This is a genomic window from Vibrio sp. V33_P6A3T137 (genome assembly GCF_009904835.1).
Classification (GTDB): Bacteria; Pseudomonadota; Gammaproteobacteria; order Enterobacterales; family Vibrionaceae; genus Vibrio; species Vibrio metschnikovii.
In genome coordinates this window covers 1-25,047 of the sequence record NZ_WXWK01000164.1, presented here as the reverse complement: position 1 = coordinate 25,047, position 25,047 = coordinate 1, and the positions used below count along the sequence as shown (strand labels likewise).

Sequence of the window (25,047 nt, the reverse complement as noted above, 5' to 3'; positions counted from 1 at the left end):
GCTACGCTTAGCCCATAGAATTGATTAGCGCTTAGTGCCGGTAAACCCATGCCTGATGAAGTTTTTAAAAAATCCACTGCCAACCTTAAAAAAGCGGTTCCTCTGATGATGAAGCATCATGTTGCCGCCACGCCTGCTAACTACGCGCTTTGGTATACTTATGTCGATCATGCTATCCCGCAGTTAAATCAAGAAATGGATTCCGTTTTAGCGCATTTTGGCTTATGTCCGCCCAGTTCTGGCGACCTGTTATACAAAAATTTCATCGCTTCTAAAGCAGAAACGACCGTCAGTGAACTGCGCGCGAATATGGAAATTTTAGCCAGTGAAGTCGCCAGCTCAATGTCTGATACCATGACGGATACACGAGCTTTTGAAGCCATTATCGATAAAAGCTTTTGCGATTTAGAACGGGTAGAGAAAGAAGATCTTTCTTTAGAGGAAGTCATGGGCGTTATTCGACAGCTAGTCAGTGAGTCACGTGACATTCGCCATTCGACCCGCTTTTTAAACAATCAGCTCAAAACCGCTTGCGATGAAATCTCTAAGCTGAGAAGTCAATTGGCAGAAGTACAGAAAGACGCGCTCTTTGATCCACTCTGTGGGTTATATAATCGACGTGCTTTTAATAACGATCTACTGGCCATGCTTCATGCTCAACAAGCGCTAAGCATTATTTTGTTAGATATCGACCATTTCAAAAGTTATAACGATGATTTCGGTCACCTGTTTGGTGATTCAGTATTAAGAGCGATTGCCAAACGCATCCAAGGTAATTGCCGCGAAGCGATGACGGCCTACCGTTTTGGTGGTGAAGAATTTGTTATTCTGCTGCCTAACATGACTTTACGTAGTGCTCGTCAATTCGCGGAATCGGTACGTCGATCAATTGAAAAGCTTTCGGTTCGCGATCGCCGATCAGGTCAACAAATTGGTAATATTACTGCCTCTTTTGGCGTCGCCGAATATCAAAGTTTGGAAGCCGCTGATACTTTAGTTGATCGGGCCGATAAAATGCTCTATCAGGCCAAAAATCTTGGCCGTAACCGAGTAATGCCACTCTAAAATCGCTATCGAGAGTCCATAAAAGCAGGCCATTAATTAATACCCATTCAATCCACTATCAAGGTAGATGGTCAGCGACTTAAAACAAGTCGCCCAACCAGATTATTGATTTTAATGGCAAATTTATAAGTTAAAAGCGTAATTAAGACAGTAGTCTTCACCACTTTTTGCCGTATATTCCTTATCTTCGCTACAGGCTTGCGCTTTACCGTGCGCATTCCCTTTGATCAAGCTTATCCAATGACGAATCGCAGTATTAGCCATTTGATTATTGATTTGCTGGCTAAACGTGGTGCAGGTTTCTAACTGAATATCTTCTATCTCAACCAATTCCACACAGCCAGTACCGCGTAAGCAACCTAATAGCAGTTCAACATGGCTTCCATCCCCTTCTCGAAAGAGAATTGAACAAGGCTGATCTTTACTGCCGGTAAAGGCGACAAACTGTTTCGGATATTGTAAACCGCTGTGACGACCATCTTTAAAATACGCCAGTACATGGTGGTAATCGATCACATAACTGGTGACTTCTTGATGCGAACCACTTTCTAGCGGAAATAAACGATCCATTAATTGCTTAGCTTTGGCTTGTCTTTCTCGTTGTTGATTTGCGCTGGTTGTCTCCACGGCGAAGACAGCTTCAGCGATAAACGGATGTTGAGTTGATTGAATGTTAGTCTTATCGAATGTCAGCATATTCATTGTCGTTCCCTCGTGGATAACTATTTATTGTGTCCTAGAGCCATTACTTCAAACTGATGTTTAATTTTCATTCAATTCTGTGACTGGCTTAGTTTGTAGACTAGCGGATTTTTTACTACAATTTCACAACAAAAATTTTACAATGTGAATTTTACAAAATGGCCATATCAAAAAGCTTAGTCAGACAGTCACATTTTTTAGGCACCAAGGTAAGAAACTTGCGTAAACGCAACCACTTAACCATGGAAGATTTATCAGCGCGCTGTATACGGGTTAATCCTGAATACGCTCCTTCCGTCTCTTATCTCTCTATGATTGAACGAGGCAAGCGAGTTCCTAGCGTAGAAATGCTCGAAGTGATTGCTGAAGTCTTTCAAAAAGATCCGCGTTGGTTTTTAGACGACGAACCCGAACAGGCGGACATAACCCCTAATAAAGGTAATCGAGGCGGCATTAGCGGCATGGCTCTAGAACCTAGTTTTCTGTTTTCGAATGATATTTTACAGATAGCGATTCCTGAAATGCTGTCGCAGACTGGGATCACCGGTCGTCAATTTGCCCATCTGCTGATCCGGGCCCATCAAGAAAGTTTACAAAATCACTTCCCCGATCTAGAACGTGCGGCAGAGGAGGTTGGACTAAAACGTCTTAATTTGGCCGTAGAAGATTTAATCGATATCGCTAAAAGCCTAGGATTGACCATACGTTGGGTGACACGTACACCGCATGATGTGGTGGATGAATTGGGGATCAGCGCCAAACAGTTAGTCACGTCTTTTTTTGAACCACCGGGAAACATTTATCTTAATGAGATTTTAAAACAGTATCCGACACGCCTGAAATACGACTTAGCGGTGTACATTGGCCATAATGTTTTACACAGTAAAGAGGGATTAAAAAGTGTGCTTTCGGTTGGGCATACTCATGGCTGGGAAGCGCAGAGCGATCTTCAGCAAACCTCCGAGCTTAACTCACAAGATATTTTGCAAGCATGGCGTGATTTTGAATCGAGCTTTTTTGCTGGCGCTCTATTATGCCCCAAAGTTCCCTTTCGCCAACTGTTGGATCGTAATGGCTATGAAATCTCCGTACATCAAAAAGCCGGAGTATCCCCTTCGGTTGCCATGCGCCGGATGACCGTCGTCTCTCCCTACCCTCACTGGCACTATTTTGATGCCTATGGCGAAGGCAAACTTAAAGCGGTGTATCGTGGTAATGGCATTCCTCTACCTTGGGGAAATATGCGTAAAGTTGATGACCCTTGCCAACACTGGGCGGTGTTTCGTCGTTTATCTGAGCCTTTACCCGGTAGCTCAGCACAAATTTCCATTTTAAATGTCGGTGATGAACCGCGTATTTACTGTTGTGAATCAATGAATATGTCTGATGCTGCAGGGAATAACCGCGTGCTATGTGCTGGCATTGATCTTAATCCCGCCATTAATGCTCAAGGTGGCGATGCCCGCTCGATTGCCGAAGAACTCAAAGCCTCTTGTGTTCAACAAGGAGGTTCAACCATCATCCCGAGACACATTAAAAAAGATTTGCTAACCATTGCAAAAATTCTCAATATTAATTGGATTGAGCGTGGGATTGATAATCAAGCAAGATTGATTTGTTCACGTGGTGCGGTGTGCCCGAGAGTACCCAGTTGTTACGATAAATGCGCCAATCAAACCGAGCAGCGTTGATCGTTGACAAGAAAAACAACGTAAAAAAAAGCCAACCGCAAAAAGGTGCGATTGGCTATATTTTGTGTGAACAAAGAGGTTCACTAACAACGTCAGTTGGCTAGGTGACCCTCGGCTTAAAAGGGTCATATATTATAAAGCACATAGCGTGCCAACTTTCTCAAACCACTTAATCAAGCAATTTAAGGCGAATATGGCGAAAAAGCGTCCGTTTCATTACAACCGATCTCATAGTGATTTTGCATTTTGCAAATCCAGTGCAAAATGCAATTTCCCTGTAACTCTCTACTTTTCGGTTTCTCTCAACCTTAAAACATCCAACCTATCAAAAAATGATTAACTGAGAATAATGATGCCAACTCCAGTTTCTATCCCTGAATCTACACCAACGCCATCATGGCTAACGATCAATGATGGACAATTACTGTGGATCCCAGATTTTTTATCCATGGAACAAGCCGATAACGCTTATCAACGCCTGTCGCTTGAACTCAACTGGCAACAACAAGCGATCATGATGTTTGGTAAACCAATCATGCAGCCTCGCCTGCACGCTTGGTACGGTGAAAAAGCTTATCGCTATTCAGGCTTAAGTTTAGCGCCACAACCGTGGGCAGCAGCATTACTCCCTCTTAAAGCACAATGTGAACGAGTTGCAAATCAGCCATTTAATTCGGCTCTGGCGAATCTCTATCGCCATGGTCAAGATTCGATGGGTTGGCACCAAGATAATGAAACGGAATTAGGTCACCAACCCGTCATCGCTTCACTATCATTAGGCGCAACTCGGCGCTTTGCGCTGCGCCATATTCAAAGTAAAGAAAAATTAACCTTTGAACTCAGCCATGGCTCATTATTAGTGATGGCTGGAGATACACAGCACTATTGGCAGCACACCATTCCTAAAACTCGTCAATCCTGCCAACCAAGAATCAATCTCACATTTAGACAGATCATTGGTTGATCTGTGTCTCTATGAACGCCAACCTCGTTCTTACGTTCGGAAAAGTACCGAAAGAGACTATTGATCTTCAAAAATTTTGAATGACATCCTCAACTCTCTGTGCTCCTTTTTGAGCCAGCAATCAGTAAGCTATGATCATCCTCTAATGATGGAGCACGATCATGAACACCTTACGAGTCATCGAACAGCTAATTCACGCCCGAGCGACCTCGGATGGAGACGGAGTGAAAATTCGTCGTGTCGCTGGTTTTAACCATGGCAGATTCTCCCCTTTCCTAATGGTAGATGAATTGAAATCGGATCATAGTGCCGATTACATTGGAGGGTTCCCTCCTCATCCTCATCGAGGCATTGAAACCTTAACCTATATGTTGCAAGGGCACTTTCAACATCGCGATCAAATGGGTAATGTCGGCGAATTACGCAGTGGCGGTGCCCAATGGATGGCCGCGGGCCGAGGGGTTATTCATAGCGAAATGCCAATCATGGAACAAGGTCAATTGCACGGTTTCCAAATTTGGATTAATCAACCAGCGAAAAACAAAATGGCACCGGCTCAATATCATGATTTTCAACCTGAAACGATAACTGAATATTCAGAAGATGCACTGGGTACGCTAAGACTCATCGCTGGAAAGCTCGCTATCAACGGGCAAACGTTGCAAGGTCCGCTAACTCAAACTGGCGTCGCCACTATCGTTGCCGACTGGCGTGCTCAATCATCCAGTGATATCGCTTTAGTCATCCCTGAGCACTACAACGTGTTGCTTTATGCGTATCAAGGCGCGGTGAATGTAGTTGGCAAGAGCTTAAAACAGGGCGAACTCGCGGTACTTTCTCGCAACGCTGCACTTCAATTATCGGCCAACGAGGCCAGCGGTGTATTGATTTTAGCGGGGGAACCGATTAACGAACCGGTGGTTCATTACGGTCCTTTTGTGATGAATAGTCACCAAGAGATTGAACAAGCGATTGCTGATTATAATGCAGGATTATTTTCCACCTACTAATTGCCTGATAACTCTATACCCAAACGACTTAGAGTTATGGTCAGCCCTCATCAACAAACTCGATGACGAAACAAAGACAGCTGCCGCTGTACGTAGAAAGGAAGAGTAAGTTTACTGTCCATTCGACCATAAGGTCGGTTATTAAACAAAAATAAAACCACTGCCGGATATTTTTGTTTTTGCCACACCCATTAATGAGTGTGGCTTTTTTTGGCTTGCTGAAAACGTCAGCGTCTATTATGACCTAAAAACGCACGGCTATAAAAATTCACACAAATAAGCAGTGGCTTGCGACACTTGTAAATCAAACGATGAATGACCATCAACGTCAAAACACTCTCCGCTATGAAACGTTAACCAGTGTTGATCGCTCGTGCGTTTAATGGTTAATGACCCTTTGATAACGGTCATTTTTTCCGGAGCATCCGTCGCAAAGGTATACTCTCCAGGAGCCATCACACCGACGGTCATTGACTCGCCATGCTGCTGAAAACCTAAAGATTTCACATTGCCATCAAAGTAGCTATTTTCCTTAATCATGGTATTCCTTTTCTGAGATAAAATAGTTTGAGTGGCGTTTTCCACTCATCACTTAACAGATACTCAAGATATCATTAGCTTAGCTTTAATGACAATATGCTATACTCAGCTTACCTAAAGGCTTTACGTAATAAATCCTAAATACTTTGAGAGAATGATGTGGTTATTAGAAAAAAACCTAGCCGAAAATACCGCCCTGATAGTCAATCGTTTCTATTTAAAGTCCTCTTCTGGCTAATATTAAGTCTATTATCTGTCGGATTTACGCTATTAATTCTCGTTAGTTATCGCGATTACATTAATCCGAAGAACGTGCACGGTTCTTGGATTGAAATCGGTGCACCAAGCCATTTAACTGAAGTTCTCACCTTTAATGAACAAGGCGTATTTCGTGATCATCGTTTAATTGCCACGCAATTTGAATTTGATGGCAAGACCATCGCCATCCTAACTGGCACTGGCGAAACGATTTATCAACTTTCGGGAACCACTGACTCACCGCAGATGCGACGAGTTGAACCTCCGCTGCCTCACCAACGTTTTATACGTGCAGGCTATGAGCACACCATTTCCACTGAACCTGGACCTAGCCGTCGTTCAGCCGTTTCAGAGCATTTTAGGGAACGATAATGGCTCCCGAAGGAGCCATTAAGAAGGTTAAGCGTGACGACCAGCCTATGATTATTTGCGTAGTGCGTTTAATTTAGCCTGAGCCAAACCAAAAATCGTATCCACGGGATAGCTGCCATCTTCTGTTGCAACACCAGCGGGTTTTCCAGTAAAGAGCTCAATCGCTTCTGTCACATGGTCAATCACCCAAATATGGAATTCACCCTTTTCCACCGCTTTGAGAATATCCGCCCGTAGCATCAAATGATGCTGATTAGAACGAGGAATAATCACGCCTTGTTGAGAATGACGGCCTTTAATATTACACACATCGAAGAAGCCTTCGATTTTCTCATTAACACCGCCAATCGGCTGCGCTTCACCAAACTGATTCATTGAACCAGTAATCGCAATATCTTGCCGATTGGGTTGCTTGGAAAATGCTGACACAATAGCGCAAAACTCAGCCATGCTGGCACTATCGCCATCGACCCCACCGTACGATTGTTCAAAAGTAATGGTGGTGGTTAACGGTACTCGCGCCGTTCGGCCAAACACCGAATTTAAATAAGCAGAAAGTATCATTACTCCTTTTGAGTGGATACTGCCCCCTAAATCCACGCTGCGTTCAATATCAATAATATCGCCATCACCAAACGATGTGGTCGCCGTAATTCGGTTTGGTGCACCAAAGGCATGATCGCTGGTCGCTAACACCGATAAGGCATTGATTTGCCCCACCGCAGAGCCTTCGGTCTGCAGTAATGTAGTGCCATTAAGGAAGGTTTCCATTACGCCTTCTTGAAGACGATTGACTCGCATTTGTTGGTTGCACAGCGCTTCTTCCACATGATTTTGGCGAATCATATTAGAATTGGCTTGGCGAGCGACGTAATTAGACTCACGCAATAAATTGGCAATATGCGCGGAATGCAAAGAGAGCTTGTTTTGATCGCTGGTCATTCGCGAACTGTGTTCAATAATTCGCGCAATCGCTTTGCGATCACAATGCAACATATTGTTATCATGGACAATACTTGAAATGAAACGGGCATAATGCAGCTCACTTTCTGGCGTACGCTTCATCTCGTCTTCAAAATCAGCGGTGACTCGAAACAGCTCGCTGAACTCCGGATCGTAATGCGTTAATAATTCATAAGTACGATAATCACCAAATAAGATGATTTTGACATCTAGTGGTATCGGTTCAGGATCGAGCGATACCGTTCCGGTTAAAGTCACTTCTTTTTCTAGCGAGGTGAAGCTGAGCTGACGTGAACGCAGAGCACGTTTTAAGCCATCCCATACATAGGGCTGCTCTAATACTTTAACCGCATCCATTAGCAGTACGCCGCCGTTGGCTTTATGTAAACTACCAGCGCGGATCAGTGAAAAATCGGTAAACACCGTTCCTTTATAGGTCGCCGTTTCAATATAGCCAAACAAGGAGTGATAGTTAGGGTTTTCTTCGACCACCACCGGAAATTCTTGCGACGCGCGACAAACCAGTACATTCACTTTATAACGACGTGGTAACTTTTTATCCAACGCCGCGGTAGCGAGCTCCCCTTGCTCTCCCGTTTCATCCAAAAAGATCTCAACATTTTCGACGATATCTTTTTGTAATTCGGTTAAGTAGCTTTTGATTTCAGGGTACTTAGAATAATCGATTTTAAGCTGTTTAATAAAATGACTGATCACATCGAGCGTCACATCATCATTGAGCTTTTTAATTTTTTCGCTGTACGCTTCCTCCCACTCAGTGAGCTGGCGGACCATATTGCGTAAGCTGACTTCTAACTCATCAATCGTCTGCGCAAAATGCTCTTGCTCTTTTTTACTCAGCGCATCAAACGTTTCTTCGGTATGCATTTCTTCGCCATTCATGGCGACAAACTGATATTCACCTTGGTTAGTGATACTTAAACTAATATCACGCTCTTTGGCACGTAAGGTGATGGCTGCTAATTCTTGTTCCTGCTTTTGGGCGAGTTGGTTTTTTAAGCGGTCCGCTCGGCTAAAGTAGAGTTCATTATCAAACGCTAACGGAATCGCATTGACCAATTTGGTCATCAACTTTTCAATATCTTGACGAAATTTCTGGCCAACACCAGACGGAAGCTTAAGCACTCGTGGTGTACGAATATCATCAAAATTAGCCACATAACACCAATCAAATAGCGCATTATTTTCTGGCTGATGACGATTTAAGTAACGTAAGATCATGGTTCGTTTACCCAATCCATTACGTCCAATGGCATAAATGTTATAGCCCTTTTCTTTTATCGACATCGCAAATTCAACCGCTTTTTGCGCGCGCTCTTGACCAACAATCTCATCAATGGGAGCTAACTCTTTGGTCGATTTACATGGCAAATTATCTAGTGTTGCAACGTGATAGAGCTGCTCAACACTCAAATTTTGAATCGCCATACCCCCTCCTTATTTTTTTATGATTGTTATATTTAAATTAATTTTCTTTATTTGTAGCTTAAGTGTAGAAGAAAAGCACAATCTTTTTAGTGACTTACTACTAATTAACGCTTAAGTGGGCAAATAATCACCAGCGCCAATGATAAAGATGCAAATGATAACCAGTTGCATTTGATGGCGAGTTGTCTTTAAATAGGGTCCCACAACCTCACCAACACCGGAGTCACGATGGATCTTAATCAGTGCTGGAGCTACTACCAAAAAGCTGAGAAATTGGTCAATCAAGGGCATTGGCCTGAAGCTCATTATCTGTTTGAGCAAGTATTAGCCTACCTCCCACAACATTTGCATTACGCGGCACAAAGTACTCAAACCAAACCTTGTCAGTTGGTATGTTTAATCAGTGGACTGCGAGACTGCGCAGTGTACCAATCTGAAATTCTTAATACGATGGGACAGCAGCAAGGCGCTTATCAAGTACTCAACCAAAGTTATGCGTTACTGCAATTTTTATCCATCGAAAACAGTCCATTGGTCAGATCCGTCGCCAGTGTCTTAGACAGCAACAGCCACGATTTACTCGAACATATCAATGCTTTTTGCCATGCGCAAAGAGCAGCGTCGTGGCAGTTAGAGTATGCCAATATTGAAAAAGTCCATCGCTACTTTAATCAACTGAAACATCAGCAAGGGCAGTCGACGAGCGCAACACGACTCAACTAAACACCAACCGTCGGGTCTAACGATTAACGGAATAAACACTTTCAGCTTAAAAATAGGGGCAATTAAAAATAGTCAGCAATCGCTAAATAACGCTGGCGGATATGTTCAATCAATAAACGAACTTTATTGGGTGGTTGACGTGTAAACGGGTATACCGCGTAAATCCCCAATTTTTTGCCAACCTGATCTGGAAATAGGTCGATTAATGTCCCTTCTCTAAAATCATGGTACACTAAACAGCGCGGCACATAAGCAATACCGTGGCCACCTAATGCTGCTTTACGTAATGCTGTCGCATTATCGGTAGAAAAGCTGCCCGAAACTTTCACTATCCGGTTACCTGTCGGGCTTTTAAACTCCCAATCACTGGCTCCGGTGGTTTGATAGGCGTATTGTAAACAATTATGAGCCACAAGCTGCTCAGGCATGATCAGCTGACCATGGCGGGCAAGGTATGCGGGCGATGCACAGACAACCCATTGCGAATCCAATATATGCCGCGCGATCAAACTCGAGTCATCCAAATAACCCGTGCGGATCACTAAGTCAAAACCACCTTCAACTAAATCAACAAACCGATTATCCAGCGACATATCTACCGTTAATCCAGGATAACGATTACAAAATTCCGCGACCGCATCAGCGAGCAATAAGTCTCCAGAGATGGTCGGCACCGACATTTTAATGTGACCGCTGACATTTTCACCAAAGCCTGACAGGGCATCCATCGCTTCTTGCGTGGCTTGCTTCACATTTCTTGCACTGATCAACAAGGCTTTCCCCGCTTCGGTTAAGGTTAATTTGCGGGTGGTACGATAGAGTAACTGTACCGCCAGCTCTTCTTCTAAACGGGCGATTCTTTTGCTAACTACTGAATTGGTAAGATTATTTTGTTCCGCAGCCTTACTAAAGCTCCCGAGCTCAATGACTTGAGAAAACAAAATTAAATCATCTGCGCGCATTCGATTATACCATTTTAAGAACTAATTATTTTCATTATTTCCCTATATCCTCAAAAAATAAAGGAGTAAATTCACCTACAATTAACAAGACCATCACAACTATAAAAATTAAACAACCCGAGCTTACATTGCTTAACTCGTACCCTACTGCACGTGTTAAGTCATCATTATTGATGAAGAGTTCAAAGGACGAGGAAGTCTTTCATGAGTGACACCCTACTGGCGCTGATTGCGTTTTCACCCATTGTTGTCGCAGCCGTGCTATTGGTCGGATTAAATTGGCCAGCCAAAAAAGCCATGCCGGTCGCATTTGCCTTAACGGTTGCTATCGCTTTGATTTTTTGGGATATGTCGATAACTCGCGTATTCGCTTCAACTTTGCAAGGGCTCGGCATCACCGTTTCCGTGTTATGGATCGTGTTTGGCGCAATATTGCTACTCAATACTCTCAAGCACACTGGCGCCATTACTACGATTCGCAACGGTTTTATCGATATATCCCCCGACCGTCGCGTACAAGCGATCATCATTGCTTGGTGCTTTGGCTCCTTCATCGAAGGCGCTTCTGGTTTTGGTACACCAGCGGCCATTGCCGCCCCTTTGTTGGTTGCGATTGGCTTTCCTGCCTTAGCCGCGGTGTTAGTGGGAATGATGATTCAATCAACGCCAGTCTCATTCGGAGCGGTGGGTACGCCGATCATTGTTGGCGTTAACCGTGGACTAGATACCCACAACATTAGCGAAACCTTAGTGGCTAATGGTTCAAGTTGGGACGCCTACTTACAGCAAATCACCGCCGGTGTTGCACTCACTCATGCGGTTGTTGGTATTTTAATGCCAGTGCTGATGGCAATGATGCTGACGCGATTTTTCGGTAAAAACCGCAGTTGGACCGAAGGGTTAGATATCTTACCTTTTGCGCTGTTTGCCGGTTTGGCCTTTACGCTGCCTTATGCGCTAACGGGGGTCTTTTTAGGCGCTGAATTCCCTTCACTGATAGGTGGATTAGTCAGTTTAGCCGTTGTCGTCACCGCCGCGAAAAAGGGCTTTTTAGTACCGAAAAGCACTTGGGAATTTCCGGCTGAAAAAGAATGGCCTAGCGAATGGCTGGGATCATTAAAAATGAATCTTGATGAAATGAAAGCCAAGCCTATGGGACTGGCCTTAGCGTGGGCACCCTATGTGTTACTGGCGGTCATTCTGGTTGCTAGCCGGGTCAGCAGTGAATTCAAAGCCATGCTGCTTAGCGTTCAACTGAGCTTTAATAACATCCTTGGTGAAACCGGAGTCAGCACATCGATTGATCCGCTTTATCTGCCCGGTGGCATCTTAGTCTTTGTCGCCTTATTAGCGGTGCTTTTACAATCTCGCAGTGTGACGCCATTACTAAAAGCCGTCGGTGAATCGAGTAAAACCTTAGTCGGGGCTGGTTTTGTGTTGGTCTTTACTATTCCTATGGTACGAATTTTTATCAACTCCGGTATTAATGGCGCAGATCTGGCCAGCATGCCTGTGACTACCGCCAATTTCGCTGCCGGGTTAGTTGGGCAAGCCTTTCCTGCGCTTAGCGCCACCGTTGGAGCTTTAGGCGCTTTTATTGCCGGCTCAAACACGGTTTCAAACATGATGTTTAGCCAGTTTCAATTTGAAGTGGCGCAGACACTCAATATCTCTACCGTGGTCGTCGTCGCACTGCAAGCCGTGGGCGCCGCTGCCGGTAATATGGTCGCGATTCATAACGTGGTCGCAGCCTCAGCCACGGTCGGTTTACTGGGCCGTGAAGGAGCCACCTTGCGTAAAACCATCATCCCGACGGCATATTATCTCATCGCCACTGCCGTTATCGGCATGGTGGTCGTGTACGGGTTTAATTTCAGCGATGTGTTGATGCTCGCTGAACGCTGATGACCGACCGATTCTGCTGTTAATATTTACCGCGGTAGCCAACACACAACCCTTGCTGCCGCGCCTTACTTATTAGGTTATCCATGATCCCGTTTTATAAGGATACAAACCATGATCATCTCTGCCTCGACTGATTTTCGCGCTGCCGCCCAAGCTAAACTGCCGCCTTTTCTTTTCCATTATATTGATGGCGGATCGTATCGCGAAGACACACTACGTCGCAATACTACCGATTTAGCCGATATCGCCCTACGCCAACGGGTGCTCAATGATATGTCTGAATTAAGCCTTGAGACTGAGCTTTTTGGCGAATCGCTGGCCATGCCTATCGCCTTAGCTCCGGTAGGGTTAACCGGTATGTACGCTCGGCGTGGTGAAGTACAAGCCGCGCACGCTGCCGCCAATAAAGGAATTCCCTTTACCCTATCGACGGTGTCGGTCTGTCCGATTGAAGAAGTCACCGCCACCTTGACTCGTCCAATGTGGTTTCAGCTTTATGTATTGAAAGATCGCGGCTTTATGAAAAACGTCTTAGAGCGCGCCAAGGCGGCAGGCGTGACGACTTTAGTGTTTACGGTCGATATGCCCGTTCCCGGTGCACGTTATCGAGATATGCATTCTGGAATGAGCGGTCCCAATGCGGCAAGCCGACGCATTCTGCAAGCGATGACGCATCCTCGCTGGGCATGGGATGTGGGCTTATTGGGTAAACCACACGATCTGGGCAATATTTCGACCTATCGCGGGACGCCGACTAAACTCGAAGATTATATTGGCTGGTTGGGTAACAATTTCGACCCGTCAATCAGTTGGCAAGATCTCGAATGGATCCGTGACTTCTGGGATGGCCCGATGGTGATCAAAGGCATTTTAGACGTCGAAGATGCCAAAGATGCGGTACGCTTTGGCGCTAATGGCATTGTGGTCTCTAACCACGGTGGACGTCAGTTAGATGGCGTACTCTCTACTGCGCAGGCATTACCCAGCATTGCCGATGCGGTAAAAGGCGATTTAAAAATTCTGGTCGATTCTGGCATCCGTAGCGGATTGGATGTGGTCAGAATGCTTGCCTTAGGGGCAGATTGCACTTTACTGGGCCGCGCTTTTATTTACGCATTAGCGGCGCAAGGTCAAGCCGGTGTTGAACATTTACTGGATTTATTTGACAAAGAGATGCGCGTTGCAATGACCTTAACCGGTGCTAAACGGGTGCAAGATCTCTCCCGTGATTCTTTGGTGAATCGTTAGTCCGTGGTGAAAACAGGAGTTCAACATGAGTGAGTTACCCTCACACTATCAGCAACTGATCACTCAACTGGCAACGCGCGTTGCTAGTGAGCGCATCATTACTCAGCCAGCGCAGCGTTTAGCGTATGGTACTGACGCCAGTTTTTATCGCTTAGTGCCTAAAATCGTCTTACGTTTACAGTCTCTTGATGAAGTGATATTTACTATTCAAAGCTGCGCTGAGCTGGGCATTCATTTTACTTTTCGCGCCGCTGGCACCAGCTTATCTGGTCAGGCGGTGTCTGATTCTGTCTTAATCACCTTAACCGATGATTGGCGTGAGCATCAAATTCTTGATGACGGCCATAAAATTCGCCTACAACCGGGGGTTATCGGCGCGGACGCGAATAAATACCTTGCCCCTTACCAACGTAAAATTGGTCCTGATCCCGCCTCAATCAATACTTGTAAAATTGGCGGCATCGCCGCTAATAATGCGAGTGGCATGTGTTGCGGTACCGCGCACAACTCTTATCGTACCGTTGATAGCATGAAAATCGTTTTTGCTGACGGCGTCGTGCTTGATACCCGAGATGAGCAAAGTATTGCTGACTTCAAACGCCGCAAAGCAGACTTGCTCGCGGGCATTGAAACGTTAGCCGCGCACACTCGCGCCAATACTCCGCTCACTGAACAAATTCGTCACAAATATCGCTTAAAAAATACCACCGGTTATGCCCTTAATGCGCTCATTGACTATCACGATCCGATCGAGATCATCGAGCATCTTCTCATCGGCTCGGAAGGCACATTAGGATTTATCGCCGATATTACCTATAACACCGTAGTTGAACATCGCTACAAAGCCTCAGCGCTCTTGGTTTTTGCCACTATTGAACAAGCCTGCCAAGCGGTGACCACCTTGTCCAGTACGCCAGTTGCTGCGGTGGAACTCATGGATGGTCGTGCGCTCCGTTCTGTCGCCGATAAACCTGGCATGCCAGACTTTATTGCCGAACTCGACATCGAGGCCTGCGCTCTATTGGTGGAATCGCACGCCAGTCAACAAGTCGAACTCGATAGTCAGTGTCAAACGATTATCGACAGTCTCAGTGATTATCAGATCATTCAGTCGGTGCCGTTCACTAGCCATAGCCAGACTGTTGCTACCCTATGGGGTATTCGTAAAGGTATGTTTCCAGCCGTCGGCGCAGTCCGTGAAGTCGGCACAACAGTGATCATCGAAGATGTGGCCTTTCCAGTTGAAAAACTCGCCGCTGGCGTTCGTGAACTGCAAACCCTATTCGATGAGTACGGTTATCACGAAGCGATCATCTTTGGTCACGCCTTAGAAGGCAACTTGCACTTTGTCTTCACTCAAGGCTTTGAACAGCAAGCTGAAATAGACCGCTATGGCGCATTTATGGATGCGGTAGCGGAACTGGTCGCGGTCAAATATCAAGGGTCGTTAAAAGCCGAACATGGTACGGGGCGTAACATGGCTCCTTATGTCGAGCTAGAATGGGGCAAAGAAGGCTACGCCCTGATGCAGCGCATCAAAAGTCTGTTTGATCCGCAAGGGCTGCTCAATCCTGGGGTCATCATCAACACCGATCCTCATGCGCACCTCAAAAATCTCAAACCCATGCCAGCTGCAGACCCACTGGTCGATCGCTGCATTGAATGTGGATTCTGTGAGCCAGTGTGTCCATCACGGACGCTGACTTTATCTCCTCGCCAGCGGATCGTGCTGTATCGCGAATTACAACGTCGCAGCCGAGCCGGAGAAGAGGTTGCCGCAAGCGAGCTGGCGGATGTTTTCCAGTATCAAGGTATCGATACTTGCGCCGCCACGGGCCTATGTGCCGAGCGCTGCCCAGTGGGCATCAACACGGGTGATTTAATTAAACAACTGCGCCAAGCAAAATACGCCAAATTTACCCCGATTGCGCGCTGGACAGCCGATCATTTCGCCACCACCACCGCACTGGTGACAACAGGGCTTAAAGTCAATCAACTGGCAACAAGCCTCTGCGGAGAAGCGCGAGTCAGTCAGCTCAGTCAAAGCTTACGCAAAATCAGCAAAGGCAAAACACCCTTGTGGACAGCGGAACTGCCTCGCGCCAATCGCTATCCACTGGAAAAACACGCGGCGAATTTACCGAGACGCGATAAAAAAGTCGTTTATCTGCCCTCTTGCGCCAGCCGGACGATGGCGCAAGGCAACGACGCTCTCGATCCACGGCCACTGACGGAAGTGACTTTATCCCTGCTCAACAAAGCCGGCTTTGAGGTTATTATCCCAAACAATGTCTCTTCTCAATGCTGTGGTATGCCTTATGACAGTAAGGGGATGTTTGATATTGCCACCCAAAAAGCGCAGCAATTAGAACAAGCGTTGTGGCAAGCCAGTGAACAGGGCCGCTATCCAGTACTCATCGATACCAGCCCATGTGCAAAACGCAGTATGGATCACTTTACCCAGCCAATGCAGATTTTTGAACCGGCAGGCTTTATCAACCAGTATGTTTTAGAGCATTTAAGCATTACTCCAAAACAAGAAACGGTCATGCTACACATCACCTGTAGCTCACGTAAAATGGCGCTTGAGAATACCATGTTAGCGGTCGCGCAAGCTTGCGTATCAGACGTGATTGTTCCTGAGCATATTCAATGCTGCGGTTTTGCTGGCGATAAGGGTTTTACCACACCAGAGCTCAACCAAGCTGCCGTTCACTCGCTAAAACAACAAGTACCCGCCACTTGCCAACGTGGTTTTAGTAATAGCCGGACTTGTGAAATCGGCTTATCCCATCACAGCGGGATCCCTTATCAATCCATTTTGTATTTATTGGATGAAGTATCGAGGCCAAATAGTTAAGTTGATTGAATAAAATAGGCGCTGATTCAGCGCCTATTTTTTATCGACCAGAAACGAAATCCCTTACAGGTTACGACGCGCTTCCACCGCTTGCGCAAGCTGGCGTAATACTTTTTCAGTATCATCCCAACCGATACATGCATCAGTAATTGACTGCCCATACGTCGGTGCTTGACCATCGACTAAGTCCTGACGACCAGCCACTAAATGAGATTCAATCATCACCCCAAAGATGGCGTGCTCACCAGCGCGCAGCTGCGCACAAACGTCATCTGCCACCACCATTTGTCGCTGATACTGCTTAGAGCTATTGGCGTGACTAAAGTCAATCATCACTTTCTGTTTTAAACCGGAGACTTCTAGCTCTTGTTTAATCGACGCAACATGCTCAGCGCTATAATTAGGCTCTTTGCCGCCACGTAGAATAATATGACAATCAGGATTACCCGCCGTTTCTACAATCGCCGAATGACCAAATTTAGTCACCGATAAAAAGTGGTGCGAAGCACTGGCAGAACGAATCGCATCAGTAGCAATTTTAATATTGCCATCGGTGCCATTTTTAAATCCCACTGGGCATGACAGTCCCGAAGACAACTCGCGGTGCACTTGAGATTCGGTTGTACGAGCGCCAATCGCTCCCCAGCTGATCAAATCCGCGACGTATTGCGGCGTGATCATATCCAAGAACTCACTGGCGGTTGGCATTCCCATATCGGTTAAATCAAGTAACAGTTTACGACCAATGCGTAGACCATCATTAATTTCATAAGAATCATCGAGATACGGGTCGTTAATCAGTCCTTTCCAGCCCACTGTAGTACGCGGTTTTTCAAAATATACCCGCATCACCACCTCAAGATGACCACTCAATTCATCACGCAAGGCTTTCAAGCGCTGGCCATATTCAATCGCCGCTTTAGGATCATGAATGGAGCAAGGGCCAATCACTACCAACAAACGATCATCTTGGTCATGTAAAATGTTATGAATCGCTTCACGGGCTTGAAATGTGGTTGAAGAAGCAGCTTCACTGGCAGGAAATTTCTCTAATACGGCTACTGGAGGCAGCAATTGTTTGATACGTTTTATATTGACATCATCGGTTTGATACATCGCTTACTTCTTCCTATTACTGATTACTGCAGGTGTTCCCATCACTGCTCGGTTATGCTCTGTAAGTAACTTAACCACTTCACCAAGCAATCGCAAGCACTATTTTTAGTGATTTTCAACCATCACCCACTCAATACAAAAACAACAATGTGTAATTTAAAATTTACACCATTAAACATGTTCATCTTCAAGTGACTTGAATATACTTTTTAAATCGACTCCAATGATGGCTGGCCTTTTTGCTTGACGCTGCTGAGTTGACTGAACATCCGTTGCTATAGCAAGAAGATAAAGCGTTTAGCGATTGCGCGCCCATTAATGAGAATAAATATTACTTACAATGTCTCCACTGACACTATCTATTAAAGGTGACCACGATGAACAATAACGTCACGCTCTGGTTAGCAAAAGATCCAGACCTTCGTACCCGAAAAGAATTACAAACTTTAATTGATAACCAACAACAGAATGAAATTGAAGATCGCTTTAAATCCCGCTTAGAATTTGGCACCGCTGGCCTACGCGGTAAAGTCGGCTGCGGCCCTAACCGAATGAATCGCTTAGTGATACAAGAAACCGCTGTCGGACTAGGTCATTATCTGATCCAACAAGTCGACAATGCCAAACAACGAGGCGTGGTGATTGGCTATGATGGCCGCCCAGATTCACAGCAATTTGCTCAAGATACCGCCTCAGTACTGACCGCTTTAGGCATTAAGGTGTATCTTACCTATAAAGTAGCGCCTACTCCGGTAGTGGCGTTTGGGGTCAAACATTTTCAAGCCGCAGCAGCAGTCGTCGTTACTGCTAGCCACAATCCGCCAGAATATAATGGCTTTAAAGTCTACTGGGAAAATGGCGCGCAGATCATTGCTCCCCATGACTCTGGCATTGCCAATCAAATTGATTTAGCCGCAACACAAAGCATTCCAACTCTAGGATTGGATAAAGCCCAGCAACAAGGGTTATTGGTTTGGCTGCAAGATGATTATTACCAAACCTATCGACAAACCATTAACGCCAGTCCATTGCTACAGCATCACACCGATCCGTCTAGCGTGACCATCGCTTATACCGCCATGCACGGCGTCGGTGCCGAAATGGCAGAAACCCTGCTCGCTGATGCCGGATTTAATAAGGTACTGAGCGTCAAAGAGCAGCGCGAACCCGACGGCAGCTTCCCGACAGTTAACTTCCCTAACCCTGAAGAAGCCGGTGCGATGGATAGAGTCATCGCCTTGGCGGAATCGGTGAATGCCGAGCTCGCCTGCGCTAATGACCCCGATGCCGACCGTTTCGCGGTTGCCGTAGCGAAACCTACAGGCGGTTATCAAATGCTGACGGGCGATCAGGTCGGTGCATTACTCGGCGATTACCTGCTCCGCCATACCGCGCACCAAGCACCACTGGTCGGAAATACCATCGTCTCTTCTAGCCTGCTCAGTAAAATTGCCGCCGCTCATAGCGCGGTTTATTACCAAACACTCACCGGTTTTAAATGGTTAACCAATGTGGCAATGGCCAAACAATCAGAGCAACATCCGTTCCTATTTGCTTACGAAGAAGCCTTAGGCTACACCGTCGGTAATAGCGTTTGGGATAAAGATGGCTTATCCGCTATGGTCGCCTTTGCCCAACTCGCGGCAGAGCTGTACAGCCAAGGTAAAACCATTTGGGATCAACTAGAAGCGTTATATCGTCAACACGGCTTGTACGTAACAGCACAACGCAGTATTGCTTTAGCACCAGACAAGCCACCCATTGGCGATCGTCTACGTGCGACGCCTCCGCATACGATTGCTGGTAAGCCTGTCGTCAGTTACGATGATTTAAAACTCGCCGTTCGTCATCATCAAGATGGCACAACAGAACCACTCACTTGGCCAAGTAGTGATGTACTGATTTATCATTTACAAGACGGAGCGCGAGTGATTGTTCGCCCATCAGGAACCGAGCCGAAACTGAAATGCTACTATGAAGTGGTTGGAACATTTGCCGCAGACGAGAGTTTTTCTGAGGCTGAGCTACGTGCTGAAGAACAAATGGCACTGCTGATCAGCGAACATCAAAACAGCCTAGTATAAATAAATTCAACCCTCGCTTTATAACGATAAAGCGAGGGTTGATAACAAGAGATAACGCTGCAATGGCTTTAAATAGACAGAAAGTTAAGCAATAGGTCACTCAGCATCCATAAGGCGAGCAAGAAAAAGATCCCGCCCATCAGCTTATGCTGATATAAACGAAACTTGGCATTCTCGAGCAAGACATGCCCGCCCCAACCGACTAAACCCACCAACAGTAAATTAAACAGTAACCCACAGATATTGAGTAAAATCCCCAGCACCAGCATCTGTTCACCAGAGCTTGCTGGCACATTGCTCGACACAAACTGGGGTAAAAACATCACAAAAAATACTAACGCTTTGGGATTTAACAAGTTACTCACCAAGGCGCGTTGGTAAAACGTGCTGCTCAAGGTGACTTCTGTTGATAAACTTGGCGCAAAACTGGCGCTAGTGCGCAGGCAATCAACGCCCATTTTCAACAAATAACCAGCGCCTAATACTTGCAAGATAGTGAGCGCGACTGGACTCATTGCCACCATCGCCGAGACACCAAGGGCAGCGAGTAAGGTTAAAATAACGCCCGAAGTCGCATTGCCTAAGCTAGCAAACACCCCGACTTTACGCCCATAGCTCAAGCTAGAACTGGCAATTAACAGCATATCGGGGCCGGGAATTAACAGCAACGCAATCACCGCGGTGAGATACAGCGGTAAAATAGTCAAATCAATCATTATCATCGCTCAATAGCAGCACAAAGTCGCAGATTCTATCTTAAACCCAGTGAGATTGCTATTGAGGTAGCTATTCAGCCAACCATTCCACTTCGATCAAGGTTTGCTCGGCAGATTTTAAACGGCCAAGAAAAACATCGCCGCGATGCACTTCACCAACCCCTTGTGGCGTTCCCGTCATCACCACATCGTTATCCAGCAAGGTAGTATAAGATTGAAGATCGCTTAAAATCTGTTCAGGAGAGAAAATCATCTGCGCAACGCCACCACATTGTACTCGCACACAGTTAATGTATAGCTCTAACTGTAAAGTGGCGATATCTATCCCTGTTAAATCAATAAAACGGCTAAAAACGGCCGAGCCATCGAACGCTTTCGCCCGCTCCCAAGGTAGCTGCTTTTGCTTGAGCTGAGATTGTAAAGCACGCTTGGTTAAATCAAGCCCAAGCCCGACACCCGCATATTCACCATTGCGGATAAGAAAACAAATCTCCGCTTCGTAATGCAAGGTTTCTTGATGATAGGCATGTAATTGTTTTGCAATACTACTGTTGGGCTTATTGAAGACCACCATTTGCTCTGGTAACGAATTATTGAGCTCTTTGATGTGTTCGACATAGTTACGCCCGACACACAGTATTTTTGATGGGTAAACCAATTGTTGTTCATAACGTACCGCGTTCATCGCTCGTCCTTGAATAATGAGTGAGCACAAAGTGTAACCTATCTTAAAAAATCGCCAAGCCTTCGTCGAAAGATAACCATCAAAAAACACGCTATGAATAGATTCACTTCCCGCTTCCAGTGAACGTAAATGAAAACATCGTCGAGTCTTTTTTCTTCAATAAAAACAAAATCTAATCGTCACATTTGAGCAATCAAATCGTCATCTAAACGTTCTACCTTACTCTCAAACCAACCATAGAGCATGAAGCTCAATTTACTAAATAGGGTAATAATAATGAAACAAGCAGCAGTGACAACCGCCATTCTCGCCGCATTGGTCTCTGGATCATCTTTAGCCGCAACCGTTTATAGCGCTGATGGCACTGAGTTGAGAATTGGTGGTCGCGTTGAATTCCGTGGTGATTTTATCGGTGATAAAGGCGCAGAAATTGATGGGACGATGAAAGATAGTACGCGTGCTCGTCTGAATGTAAGAGGCTCAACTCAAGTTGCCGATGACCTAAGAGGATTTGCTTTTTACGAAGCGGAACAAAATACCGGAACCAAAGAGTTTACAAATCGCTACATGTATGCTGGCTTTGCAACCAATATCGGTGATCTTTCATTCGGTAAGCAGGACATGGCAGCGGTACAAATTTCTAATCTCACCGATACCACCGAGTTTTCAGGGATCCAACAGTACATTAGCTCAGCCTCTGATAAAACAGACAGTGTGATTGCGTACCGTGGTCAATTTGACGCACTTAATCTGCAAGCAACCTATGCCGCTAATAGTAAAGATAATGCCGATTTATATGGTATTTCTGGATTGTATTCTTTACCTATCGGGCTGGATCTTGGTGCAGCCTACTCAGCCGGTGACAATGGCGTCGGTAAAGGCAAGCAAAATCAATGGTTACTCGGCGTGGGCTATAAACTTGATGCATTATCGCTAGGGGCGACTTACTCTTTTGGTGATAATGATGATAAAGCCAATAGTGAATTTAATGCTCTAGAGCTTGCCGCCGCTTATAAGCTAAACAAACAGATGACGTTGAAAGGCGTTTACGGCAAAAGTGAAGATAAAGTCTCCGGAAACAAAACAGATAGCGCAGACTTCTTCGAACTTGCCGCTTACTATCAATTCAATTCTGTCTTACGTAGCTACATCTCTTATAAACTGAACAACCTTGATGATGTTGTCGTCAATGGCGTTGAGACTCAGAGTGAAGATACTCTACGTTTTGGATTACGTTACGATTTTTAATGTTTCATAAACTCCATTGCATACTGTCCTTTTGGCCAAGCTCCGCTTGGCCCTTTTCATTGCTATTACTGCCGTATCCGCAAAGATGACCTCATTTTGTCAAAAGTTATCTCTCAACGGCTCCAACCCCATTGGTCGTTTTATTTTTCTGACGATAAACTCTCTGTACCCATAAAAATTCTTATATACTTAAGGGACGTTATTTCTAAGCCGCTTAAAGATACGGTCAACCGCTCACTTCTCTAGCCACCGTCGAGGTTACTTATGGCGACACCAATCAACATCACTCTATACCGTTGGGCTGGTCAATTCGGACCTTTCAAAGTCAATATTCCCTGTGGTGAATGTACGCTTACTCACGATATCCTTGAGGATACTTTTACCAATGAACTGGCTGGAATCGAGATCAATTTACAAAACAAAGATTGGCTTAGTCATTGGTGGGAACCACTGAAATACGGTGCTTGGCACGCTCCGATTGTGATTGTCGAGGGAAAAGTGATTAGCCAAGGTGAAGCCCTCAACCGAGGGGTTCTCATACAAGCGGTAATCGAACAGTGGGTACAACGTGATACCTTGCAAGGCAATATCGTTTACGGTAAAGCCTCTTGTCCTTATTGTCAAAAAGCCAAGCTCGCCTTACAGGAAGCTGGCATTCGCTTTCAGTATTTTGATGTCGTCAAAAATAGTGCTGCTCTCTATCGAATGATCCCTGAAGTCAAAGCCATCATTGGGGCAAAGACTCCAGTCACCGTTCCACAGATCTGGTTAGATGGGCAATACATCGGGGGATACGATGCGTTGCAAACTTGGCTGCTTGAGCATCCAAAAACGCTTTCACCACAAGATGAGCCACTCAATAACGTTATTTCATTAGCGAAAAAATAGCCAAAAGCCCCGAGTCGATGACTCAGGGCTTTTTAATATTCTCTATACCCAGCTTACTTACTGAGCTTTTTCCATACGCTTTTAATGAAAGATTTCTTCTTTGGTTTTACCTTACCGTACAACGCTTCATGCATCATCTGCTTGGCGATAAGTTGACCAATATAGGCTGAACCTAAATCGTTACCCATGATATTACCTCACCCATTTTTGTAATTTAATTACTTAATGCGCTGATAATAGCATAACAAAAAGCCAAAACAAGACTTAGATCACAAATTAATGTTGTTAAATTACTTCACTGTCCGTTTCGGTTGCTGATAGGTTTTTCCTGCAGCCTGGTAAGTCTCTTTGTGCTTAACTGAAAACTGAGACTCAAAAAACCAAGCAATAAACTTAATTACATCCTCACCTTCATTCATCACATGCTCGACAAACTCCTGTTCTTGACCTTGCTCATCAATCTCAGTGGTGACGTGATAGATACGCGGTTCACCGTCAACCTCAGCAAGCGCAAATTGTCCCGTTAACGAAGCGGCGGCCTCAGCAATGTCTTGATCATCCGACTGTTTGAGTACCTCAAGAACTTGAGGAAGCGTTGACCATTGGCAAAGGCTTTCAACTAAAGCCTCAAATTGATTCTGTTGCATGATATTTCCTATAAATTGAGTCAGGTAATTATACCCAAGTCACTACAAGATGCGAAGGTTAGGTGATGGTACTGTTCGATCTCTGCCTCACGACGACTTATGCCATCGTTATTGATTTTTCATCACAAAATACAGCTAAGCAATTACTGATGGCAACGGTGGAAAAATTACCGATCCTCATCCATAGTTGATATGTTGCAATCAAATGCTATGAATGCTTTTTATTAATAATCGAATGCGACCATTTATAGTAACCATAAGGATTAATAAAAGTGAGAGGGTTATGGTAGCAACCAGCGTTTTGACTCAAAATACAGCGAGTCTTGATATAATTAATGAGCTTATTTTACTAGATAGCTCAGACCTTTATCAACGTTCAGTGCAGGCCTTGCATAGCCATTTGAATTCTTGGGCGACTTATTTAATAGAGGTCGATAAATCTCTCTATAAAGGTAGGACGTTGAGCTATGCGGGTAAAGAGCCCCATGCGCTTGCCTGCGATTACTCACTCAAAGGAACCGTTTATGAGCAGTTAATCAGAAGTAAACAAAAGTATGTCATTCATAACGATGCACTTCATCGCCCATTTCACGATAATCATTCGCTCTACCATGCTGCAGTCATCACTTATATCGGTGTTCCGCTTTATGCTGATAATGGCGATATACTCGGTATTCTCCTATCGACGTTTCATGAGCCACCCATAACCCTTGATGCGGCGATTGAGCTTCACTGTACCGTTGCTCGCATTGTTCGCCATCATCTTGTCTATCAATGGATGAACCAACGCTTTAACAGTCTCGCTCAACAGTTGAGTTATGAAATTTCTCATGACAGCCTAACCAACCTTTTCAACCGTAACTATTTATCCGACCAACTAGAATATTTAGTAGATAATAATTATCAATCTTTCACTCTCGCTTATCTCGATATTGATAATTTCAAATCGAT

At 45.2% G+C, this 25,047-nt stretch carries 22 protein-coding genes; 13 read left to right on the top strand and 9 right to left on the bottom strand.

Annotated features, from left to right (window positions below; all coding sequences use genetic code 11):
* Positions 1–48 precede the first annotated feature (48 nt).
* Entirely contained in the window at positions 49–1,065 is a 1,017-nt protein-coding gene (locus CAG60_RS15445) for a GGDEF domain-containing protein (RefSeq protein WP_004397006.1), read from the top strand.
* 123 nt (positions 1,066–1,188) lie between these two features.
* On the opposite strand, the gene CAG60_RS15440 is transcribed toward CAG60_RS15445, so the two are convergent.
* Positions 1,189–1,767, bottom strand: a complete 579-nt coding sequence (locus CAG60_RS15440) for a hypothetical protein (RefSeq protein ID WP_161439357.1) — start codon at positions 1,765–1,767, stop codon at positions 1,189–1,191.
* 158 nt (positions 1,768–1,925) lie between these two features.
* On the opposite strand from CAG60_RS15440, the gene CAG60_RS15435 reads away from it, so the two are divergent.
* The 3 genes from CAG60_RS15435 (at position 1,926) to CAG60_RS15425 (ending at position 5,432) form a co-directional block, all read left to right on the top strand.
* Complete coding sequence (locus tag CAG60_RS15435; protein WP_004397004.1) at positions 1,926–3,458, top strand: DUF3612 domain-containing protein; 1,533 nt, start codon at positions 1,926–1,928, stop codon at positions 3,456–3,458.
* Positions 3,459–3,810: 352 nt separating this feature from the next.
* Positions 3,811–4,422, top strand: coding sequence for an alpha-ketoglutarate-dependent dioxygenase AlkB family protein (locus CAG60_RS15430; RefSeq protein ID WP_161439362.1), 612 nt, complete (start codon positions 3,811–3,813; stop codon positions 4,420–4,422).
* A 161-nt stretch (positions 4,423–4,583) separates the two neighbouring features.
* Positions 4,584–5,432 carry a pirin family protein gene (locus CAG60_RS15425; RefSeq protein ID WP_161439356.1) on the top strand — a complete coding sequence of 283 codons (849 nt, stop codon included), beginning with the start codon at positions 4,584–4,586 and terminating at the stop codon, positions 5,430–5,432.
* Positions 5,433–5,690: 258 nt separating this feature from the next.
* On the opposite strand, the gene ppnP is transcribed toward CAG60_RS15425, so the two are convergent.
* Positions 5,691–5,972 carry a pyrimidine/purine nucleoside phosphorylase gene (gene ppnP / locus CAG60_RS15420; protein ID WP_004397000.1) on the bottom strand — a complete coding sequence of 94 codons (282 nt, stop codon included), beginning with the start codon at positions 5,970–5,972 and terminating at the stop codon, positions 5,691–5,693.
* Between the two features lie 165 nt (positions 5,973–6,137).
* On the opposite strand from ppnP, the gene CAG60_RS15415 reads away from it, so the two are divergent.
* Positions 6,138–6,602, top strand: coding sequence for a DUF2850 domain-containing protein (locus tag CAG60_RS15415; RefSeq protein ID WP_161439361.1), 465 nt, complete (start codon positions 6,138–6,140; stop codon positions 6,600–6,602).
* Positions 6,603–6,653: 51 nt separating this feature from the next.
* Here CAG60_RS15415 and CAG60_RS15410 read toward each other — a convergent pair whose 3' ends face one another.
* Positions 6,654–9,014, bottom strand: a complete 2,361-nt coding sequence (locus CAG60_RS15410; RefSeq protein ID WP_004396999.1) for a Lon protease family protein — start codon at positions 9,012–9,014, stop codon at positions 6,654–6,656.
* 228 nt (positions 9,015–9,242) lie between these two features.
* On the opposite strand from CAG60_RS15410, the gene CAG60_RS15405 reads away from it, so the two are divergent.
* The gene (locus tag CAG60_RS15405) at positions 9,243–9,737 is read left to right on the top strand and encodes a hypothetical protein (protein WP_161439355.1); all 495 of its coding nucleotides are present in this window, start codon (positions 9,243–9,245) and stop codon (positions 9,735–9,737) included.
* A 62-nt stretch (positions 9,738–9,799) separates the two neighbouring features.
* Here CAG60_RS15405 and CAG60_RS15400 read toward each other — a convergent pair whose 3' ends face one another.
* Entirely contained in the window at positions 9,800–10,699 is a 900-nt protein-coding gene (locus tag CAG60_RS15400) for a LysR family transcriptional regulator (protein WP_004396998.1), read from the bottom strand.
* A gap of 204 nt (positions 10,700–10,903) precedes the next feature.
* Between CAG60_RS15400 and CAG60_RS15395 the strand changes: the two genes are divergently transcribed.
* The 3 genes from CAG60_RS15395 (at position 10,904) to CAG60_RS15385 (ending at position 16,712) form a co-directional block, all read left to right on the top strand.
* Positions 10,904–12,604, top strand: a complete 1,701-nt coding sequence (locus tag CAG60_RS15395; RefSeq protein ID WP_161439354.1) for an L-lactate permease — start codon at positions 10,904–10,906, stop codon at positions 12,602–12,604.
* A 111-nt stretch (positions 12,605–12,715) separates the two neighbouring features.
* Positions 12,716–13,852 (top strand): FMN-dependent L-lactate dehydrogenase LldD, encoded by a 1,137-nt coding sequence (gene lldD / locus CAG60_RS15390; protein WP_161439353.1) that lies wholly within the window; start codon positions 12,716–12,718, stop codon positions 13,850–13,852.
* Between the two features lie 25 nt (positions 13,853–13,877).
* Positions 13,878–16,712 carry an FAD-binding and (Fe-S)-binding domain-containing protein gene (locus CAG60_RS15385; protein WP_161439352.1) on the top strand — a complete coding sequence of 945 codons (2,835 nt, stop codon included), beginning with the start codon at positions 13,878–13,880 and terminating at the stop codon, positions 16,710–16,712.
* 63 nt (positions 16,713–16,775) lie between these two features.
* On the opposite strand, the gene aroG is transcribed toward CAG60_RS15385, so the two are convergent.
* Positions 16,776–17,828, bottom strand: coding sequence for a 3-deoxy-7-phosphoheptulonate synthase AroG (gene aroG / locus CAG60_RS15380; protein WP_158137072.1), 1,053 nt, complete (start codon positions 17,826–17,828; stop codon positions 16,776–16,778).
* Positions 17,829–18,205: 377 nt separating this feature from the next.
* Between aroG and CAG60_RS15375 the strand changes: the two genes are divergently transcribed.
* Positions 18,206–19,912 carry a phospho-sugar mutase gene (locus tag CAG60_RS15375; protein ID WP_161439351.1) on the top strand — a complete coding sequence of 569 codons (1,707 nt, stop codon included), beginning with the start codon at positions 18,206–18,208 and terminating at the stop codon, positions 19,910–19,912.
* A 68-nt stretch (positions 19,913–19,980) separates the two neighbouring features.
* Here CAG60_RS15375 and CAG60_RS15370 read toward each other — a convergent pair whose 3' ends face one another.
* Positions 19,981–20,628 (bottom strand): LysE family translocator, encoded by a 648-nt coding sequence (locus CAG60_RS15370; RefSeq protein ID WP_161439350.1) that lies wholly within the window; start codon positions 20,626–20,628, stop codon positions 19,981–19,983.
* Between the two features lie 70 nt (positions 20,629–20,698).
* The gene (locus CAG60_RS15365) at positions 20,699–21,313 is read right to left on the bottom strand and encodes a fumarylacetoacetate hydrolase family protein (protein ID WP_161439349.1); all 615 of its coding nucleotides are present in this window, start codon (positions 21,311–21,313) and stop codon (positions 20,699–20,701) included.
* A 276-nt stretch (positions 21,314–21,589) separates the two neighbouring features.
* On the opposite strand from CAG60_RS15365, the gene CAG60_RS15360 reads away from it, so the two are divergent.
* Together CAG60_RS15360 and CAG60_RS15355 are read left to right on the top strand one after the other, a co-directional pair.
* On the top strand, positions 21,590–22,561 hold the full coding sequence (locus CAG60_RS15360; RefSeq protein ID WP_161439348.1) for a porin: 972 nt from the start codon (positions 21,590–21,592) through the stop codon (positions 22,559–22,561).
* 264 nt (positions 22,562–22,825) lie between these two features.
* Positions 22,826–23,449: a glutaredoxin gene (locus CAG60_RS15355; protein ID WP_161439347.1), complete on the top strand. Its 624-nt coding sequence runs from the start codon at positions 22,826–22,828 to the stop codon at positions 23,447–23,449.
* 53 nt (positions 23,450–23,502) lie between these two features.
* Here the strand turns inward: CAG60_RS15355 and CAG60_RS16785 are convergent, their stop codons facing one another.
* Both CAG60_RS16785 and CAG60_RS15350 read right to left on the bottom strand, forming a co-directional pair.
* Complete coding sequence (locus CAG60_RS16785; protein ID WP_004396987.1) at positions 23,503–23,637, bottom strand: hypothetical protein; 135 nt, start codon at positions 23,635–23,637, stop codon at positions 23,503–23,505.
* 102 nt (positions 23,638–23,739) lie between these two features.
* A complete protein-coding gene (locus CAG60_RS15350) occupies positions 23,740–24,096 on the bottom strand; it encodes a hypothetical protein (RefSeq protein ID WP_161439346.1) in 357 nt (118 codons plus the stop codon).
* Positions 24,097–24,379: 283 nt separating this feature from the next.
* Here CAG60_RS15350 and CAG60_RS15345 point away from each other — a divergent pair.
* Positions 24,380–25,047: sensor domain-containing diguanylate cyclase (locus CAG60_RS15345; protein WP_237667800.1), on the top strand; the 668-nt coding region annotated here is incomplete at its 3' end.